This is a genomic window from Ideonella sp. P3_A4 (assembly GCF_056403075.1).
Genome location: NZ_JBFUGE010000423.1, coordinates 1 through 5,197, shown reverse-complemented (window position 1 = coordinate 5,197; position 5,197 = coordinate 1). Strand labels below are relative to the sequence as shown.

Sequence of the window (5,197 nt, the reverse complement as noted above, 5' to 3'; positions counted from 1 at the left end):
GGCCAACGCGCAGTCGACCTTCATGATGGAGATGACCGAGGCCGCCGCCATCGTGCACGGCGCGACCGAGCAGYCGCTGGTGCTGATGGACGAAATCGGCCGCGGCACCTCGACCTTCGACGGCCTGGCGCTGGCCTCGGCGATCGCCACGCAGCTGCACGACCGCAACAAGGCCTTCACCTTGTTCGCGACCCACTACTTCGAGCTGACCGAGTTCCCGCGCCGCCACGAGCGTGCGCTGAACCTGCACGTCAGCGCCACCGAAAGCGGCGACGACATCGTCTTCCTGCACGCGATCGAGCCCGGCCCCGCGAGCCGCAGCTACGGTGTGCAAGTGGCGCGGCTGGCCGGCATGCCGCCGGTGCTGATCCGACAGGCGCGGGCGGCGCTCGAAGCGCTCGAAGCCCAGTCCCGCGAGCGCGATGCGCAGGTCGACCTGTTCGCTGCGCCGCCAGCGGCACCAGCGCCCGCCGCATCGGCGGTGGACGAGGCGCTGGCGCACATCGAGCCAGACACGTTGACGCCGCGCGAAGCCCTCGAAGCGCTCTACCGTCTGAAGCAGTTGCAGATCAAGGGCGGCACCTGAGGCAACGCTCAAGCCGCCCTCAGCGCTGCGGCTCCCGCACGTGGGTCAGCTGCATCAGCGTCGGCACGGTCTTGCTGGTCTTGTCGCTCAGCGCTGCATAGCGGTCGTAGAGCGCATTCAACTCGCTCGCCAGCTGGTTGGTCTCGTCGTCGGTCAGCCACAGCCGGGCCCAGTACTGGATGAAGTCGTCCGGCGGTGCCGGGCGACCGGGTCGAGGCAGGATCGTCGTGGACAGCCCGGCGGCAACACCGGTGTTGGCGATGCACAACTCCAGGTCGGGCGCTTGCTTCGCCAATGAGCGCGCCATCGCTGAGCGCGCCTGGGTCTGCCAGCGGGTCGTGAAATCGTCGAGCACGCCTTCATAGCTGGACAGCGGCGCGTCCTCCAGGCTGACACGCAGGCGATCGGCCACGCAGCGGTAGTGGCTGATGCTGTGTCGGCCGCGCTTTTCGACCCGCACCAGGCGGATCAGGCCCGCGTCCATCAGGCGCCCGATCCAGTAGCTCATCGCCGGCTTGCTGATGCCCAGTTGGGCCGCGGCCGAGGCGAGGTCTGCACTCTGGCCGATGAAGGGCTTGAGGTTCAGGCGCTTCTCGACGTGCCAAAGGATCTCGACCGCCGCTCGGTCGGTGACGACTTGTTCGGCGGCCGGTGTCCACGCCGGCACGCCTTCGAGGCTGTTGTGGTTCAACTTCTCAGGTTCACGGTTCAGTTTCAAGCATGTTATTTGAACCGTCGCCTGCCTAGGCTTCGGGCCTTGCTGGTCATCAGCGGCCCGACATAACCAAGGAGGTTTATGGACACGAAAAGATACGAATCGCAGGCCGGACGTCAGGACAAGCTGCGCCACCTGCGCGCACTGGCGACCGCCGTCATCTGCGCTGCCGCGCTCGGCGCCTGCGGAGGAGGAGGCGGCGGCGAGCCGACCGGGAACACGCCGCCCCCACCATCCCCATCGCCTTCACCCTCGCCGTCCCCGTCACCTTCCCCATCACCCTCGCCCTCCCCACCGCCCCCACCCCCGTCCGTTTCCGGCCGGCTCTGGCACGACAACTACGCGCTGGACTTCCGCGACGGCACCCAGATCGCCTACCCCGGGGGTGGCCTGCCGGTGCAGGTYACGGCCGACGGCTGGGGCTACCCCTGGCCTGACGGCAAGCAATACGCAATCACCGACACGGAAGACGACATCAGCACACTGAGGGTGCTGGACCTGTCGGGCAACGTGCTCTACAGCGCCACGGCAGAGGGCTACCTGCGCAATGAACGGCCCGCGCCAAGCAAGACCATCCTCGCGGCGATGCTCGGCGCAGACGTCATCTCGCCGGCCGACTGGATCTTCATCGACCTGCCCACGATGACGGTCGTGCGCCAATTCACCGCCGACGATGCGTTCACCTGGCTGCCCGACAACCGCTATCTGCGGATCAACCGGCAAGGCGCGATCAGCACCGGTGCGCTCGACGGCCCCGAGACCGAAACGCCGAGCGGCCAGCTCAACCTGCCCCCGCACCACTACCTCATCGACGCCTGGGCCAACCGCCAGGGCGACCGCTTGGCGCTGCGCATCCAGAACGACATCGAGCCCTCGCCCGACAGCGACATCTGGGTCTCCAACCTCGACGGCAGCGGGCTCGAGCGCGTCACCACGACCAAGATGAGCTATGGCGCCCACTGGTCGCCCGACGGCCGCTACCTGGCCTTCGACGTGGACACCGGCTTCTTCTGCACCGGCATGGGCTGCATGGGCACGTGCGAGCTGTGGTACGTGCCCGCGGAGGCGCGCAACGTGACCGCCCTGCCTGCGGCGAACGACGCCTTCAGCTTCGAGGTGAGCGACCGCGATGGCGACAAGCACCCGCTGGGCTGCGACCTGATGGCGTGGACCGATTGACGGCAAGCGTCGCGACCTGAAATCGTGGAGGGAGCAATCCGCGCGCCTGTTGCATCGCGGCGGCGCGCGGGCCAAAAGAAGCCATCAGGCCGATAGGCTTGCAGCAAACACCCGCCAAGTGTGGACAATCGTCTGATCAACGATTCCCCGACTGACGGGTGTTCCCATGACCTACTGTGTCGGCATCCGGCTCAACGCCGGTCTGGTCTTCTTGTCGGATTCGCGCACCAACGCGGGCCTGGACGCGATCAGCACCTTCCGCAAGATGATCGTCTACGAGAAACCGGGCGATCGGTTCATGGTGCTGCTGTCGGCCGGCAACCTGAGCATCTCGCAGTCGGTGCGCGAGATCCTGCAGGTCGAGAAACTGCCCAACGGCGATGGCGAGCCGCTGACGATCTGGAACGCCAAGAGCATGTTCGACGCGACCCGCGTGCTCGGCGCCGCGGTGCGCCGCGTCTATGACCAGGACGCCGCGGCGCTGCACAACGCCGGCGTCGACTTCAACTCCAACATGATCTTCGGCGGCCAGATCAACGGCGAGGCGATGCGCCTGTTCCACATCTACTCCGCCGGCAACTTCATCGAGGCGACGCGCGAGACCTGTTTCTTCCAGATCGGCGAGAGCAAATACGGCAAACCGATCCTCGACCGGGTGCTGACGCCGACCACCCCGCTGGAAGAAGCCGCCAAATGCGCGCTGGTGTCGATGGATTCGACGCTGAAATCGAACCTCTCCGTCGGCCTGCCGCTGGACCTGCTGGTCTACGAAGAGGGCAAGCTGCGCAGCAACAACATCGCCGTCATCGACGACCAGAACCCCTACTTCCGCATGATCCGCGGCACCTGGGGCCAGCGCCTGCGTGAGGTCTTCGAAGCGATCGACGACCCACACTGGGACGGCACCGACACGACCCACCCGCTGCTCGCGCCGTCGGAGCGCTATGAGCCAATGCGCAAGATCGGCCGGCCCGAAGAGAAGATCGTTTGAGCGGCAGCACCTTGCGCGGGCGCCGTGCCGCGCTGGGCCTGATGGCGGCGGCAGCCTGGCCGGTGCACGCCGCGCCGGCGGCACCGTTGAAGGTCGTCATCCCGGCCGTGCACCCCAGCTCGCAGGAGCATGCGGGCTATTTCGTCCAGCTGCTGCGCCTGGCGCTGGAGAAGACTGTCGTCGGCGACGGGCCATTCGACATCCAGTACTTCAGCGAAGAAATGTCCAGCCCGCGCCAGATGGCCGAGCTGAAGAACCGCGGCGCCATCAACGTGATGTGGGACGGCACCAACCGGCAGCGCGAGGCCGAGCTGCTGCCGGTGCGCATCTCGCTGCTGCGCCAGCTCAACGACTACCGGGTGTTCCTGATCCGCCAGGAAGACCAGCCCCGGTTTGCCGCCGTGCGCTCGCTTGACGACCTGCGCAAGTTCACCGCCGGTGCCGGCGTGAATTGGCCGTCGACCGAGGTATTGCGAACCAACAAGCTGCCGGTCATCGCCTCGATCAACTTCGAGTCGCTGTTCCCCATGCTGCAAGCCAAACGCTTCGACTACCTGCCGCGTGGCGTCTACGAAGCCTGGTACGAGCAGCGCGAACACTCGGCCCAAGGCCTGGTGATCGAGCAGACGATCTTCCTGCACTACAACGTGCCCTTCTACTTCTTCGTCAGCCGCAGCAACCCGGCGCTGGCCGAACGCATTGCGCGTGGCCTGCGTCTGGCGCAGGAGGACGGCAGCTTCGACAGGCTGTTCAACAGCATCCAGAGCTTCAAGCGCAGCCTGGACGAGATTGATGCCGGCCGGCGGCGGGTATTCGAACTGAATCTGCCGTGATCGCGCTTCGCCGATGAAGCAAACGACCCCCTCGACACCGAAGACTGCCGCGGCAGACGGCACGCGGCCCCTGCCCATCGTTTTCTCGCACGCCAACGGTTTCCCCGCCGGCACCTACCGCGTGCTGTTCGAGCACTGGAGAAATGCCGGCCATGCGGTGCACGCGATCGAGCGTTTCGGCCATGATCCACGCTATCCAGTGACCAGCAATTGGCGCGGCCTGCGCGACCAGTTGATCGACTTCATCGAGGCCGAGGTGGGTGGCCCGGCCATCCTGGTCGGCCATTCTCTGGGCGGCCTGCTCAGCCTGCTGGCCGCCTGCAAGCGCCCGGATCTGGCAGCTCGACTGGTGCTGCTCGACTCGCCCGTCGTCACCGGCTGGCGCGCCCACAGCGTGCAAATGCTCAAGCGCAGCGGGCTGATGGCGCGCATCTCGCCCGGCAAGGTGTCGCGCCAGCGCCGTTACCAGTGGCCCGATCGCGCCGCCGTGCTGGCGCACTTCCAGGCCAAATCAGCCTTCGCGCGCTGGGAAGAACGCGTGCTGGCCGACTACGTGGCCAGCGGCTTCGAAGAGCGCGACGGCCACGTCGAACTGGCTTTTCAACGTTCGGTCGAAACCCGGATCTACAACACGCTGCCACACCACATGGGCAGCGTGCTCAAGCGCCATCCGCCGCAGTGCCCAGTGGCCTTCATCGCCGGCACCCAGTCCGTCGAGGCACGGCAGGGCGGCCTGACCGCCGCCCGCGCGTTGGCAAAAGAACGCTTCCAGTGGATGGAAGGCAGCCACCTGTACCCGATGGAGCGGCCCGACGACACGGCCGCAGCAGTGCTGGCATTGCTGGCCTGAAGGCCGACTTCAGCTTGCCTTGGGGCCGTGCACGATGTAGGCG

The 5,197-nt window shown here is 66.6% G+C and carries 6 protein-coding genes; 5 read left to right on the top strand and 1 reads right to left on the bottom strand.

The features are described 5' to 3' along the window. Positions 1–586, top strand: a 586-nt coding sequence (locus AC1DYI_RS25790; protein ID WP_477206988.1) for a MutS-related protein, incomplete at its 5' end; no start/stop codon positions are given. 19 nt (positions 587–605) lie between these two features. On the opposite strand, the gene AC1DYI_RS25785 is transcribed toward AC1DYI_RS25790, so the two are convergent. Next, positions 606–1,277, bottom strand: coding sequence for a winged helix-turn-helix domain-containing protein (locus AC1DYI_RS25785; RefSeq protein ID WP_477206987.1), 672 nt, complete (start codon positions 1,275–1,277; stop codon positions 606–608). 105 nt (positions 1,278–1,382) lie between these two features. On the opposite strand from AC1DYI_RS25785, the gene AC1DYI_RS25780 reads away from it, so the two are divergent. From AC1DYI_RS25780 to AC1DYI_RS25765, 4 genes are all read left to right on the top strand, one after another. After that, positions 1,383–2,480, top strand: coding sequence for a TolB family protein (locus tag AC1DYI_RS25780; RefSeq protein WP_477206986.1), 1,098 nt, complete (start codon positions 1,383–1,385; stop codon positions 2,478–2,480). Between the two features lie 166 nt (positions 2,481–2,646). Then, positions 2,647–3,471, top strand: coding sequence for a proteasome-type protease (locus tag AC1DYI_RS25775; RefSeq protein ID WP_477206985.1), 825 nt, complete (start codon positions 2,647–2,649; stop codon positions 3,469–3,471). Beyond that, positions 3,468–4,304: a substrate-binding periplasmic protein gene (locus AC1DYI_RS25770; protein WP_477206984.1), complete on the top strand. Its 837-nt coding sequence runs from the start codon at positions 3,468–3,470 to the stop codon at positions 4,302–4,304. Before AC1DYI_RS25775 ends, AC1DYI_RS25770 begins: the two co-directional genes overlap by 4 nt. Before the next feature lie 13 nt (positions 4,305–4,317). Beyond that, a complete protein-coding gene (locus AC1DYI_RS25765) occupies positions 4,318–5,154 on the top strand; it encodes an alpha/beta hydrolase (protein WP_477206983.1) in 837 nt (278 codons plus the stop codon). The last annotated feature ends 43 nt before the right edge of the window (positions 5,155–5,197 follow it).

Coding starts and splice junctions, on each gene's coding strand:
- AC1DYI_RS25775 (WP_477206985.1), top strand. CDS start 2,647: ATGACCTACTGTGTCGGCATCCGGCTCAACGCCGGTCTGGTCTTCTTG.
- AC1DYI_RS25765 (WP_477206983.1), top strand. CDS start 4,318: ATGAAGCAAACGACCCCCTCGACACCGAAGACTGCCGCGGCAGACGGC.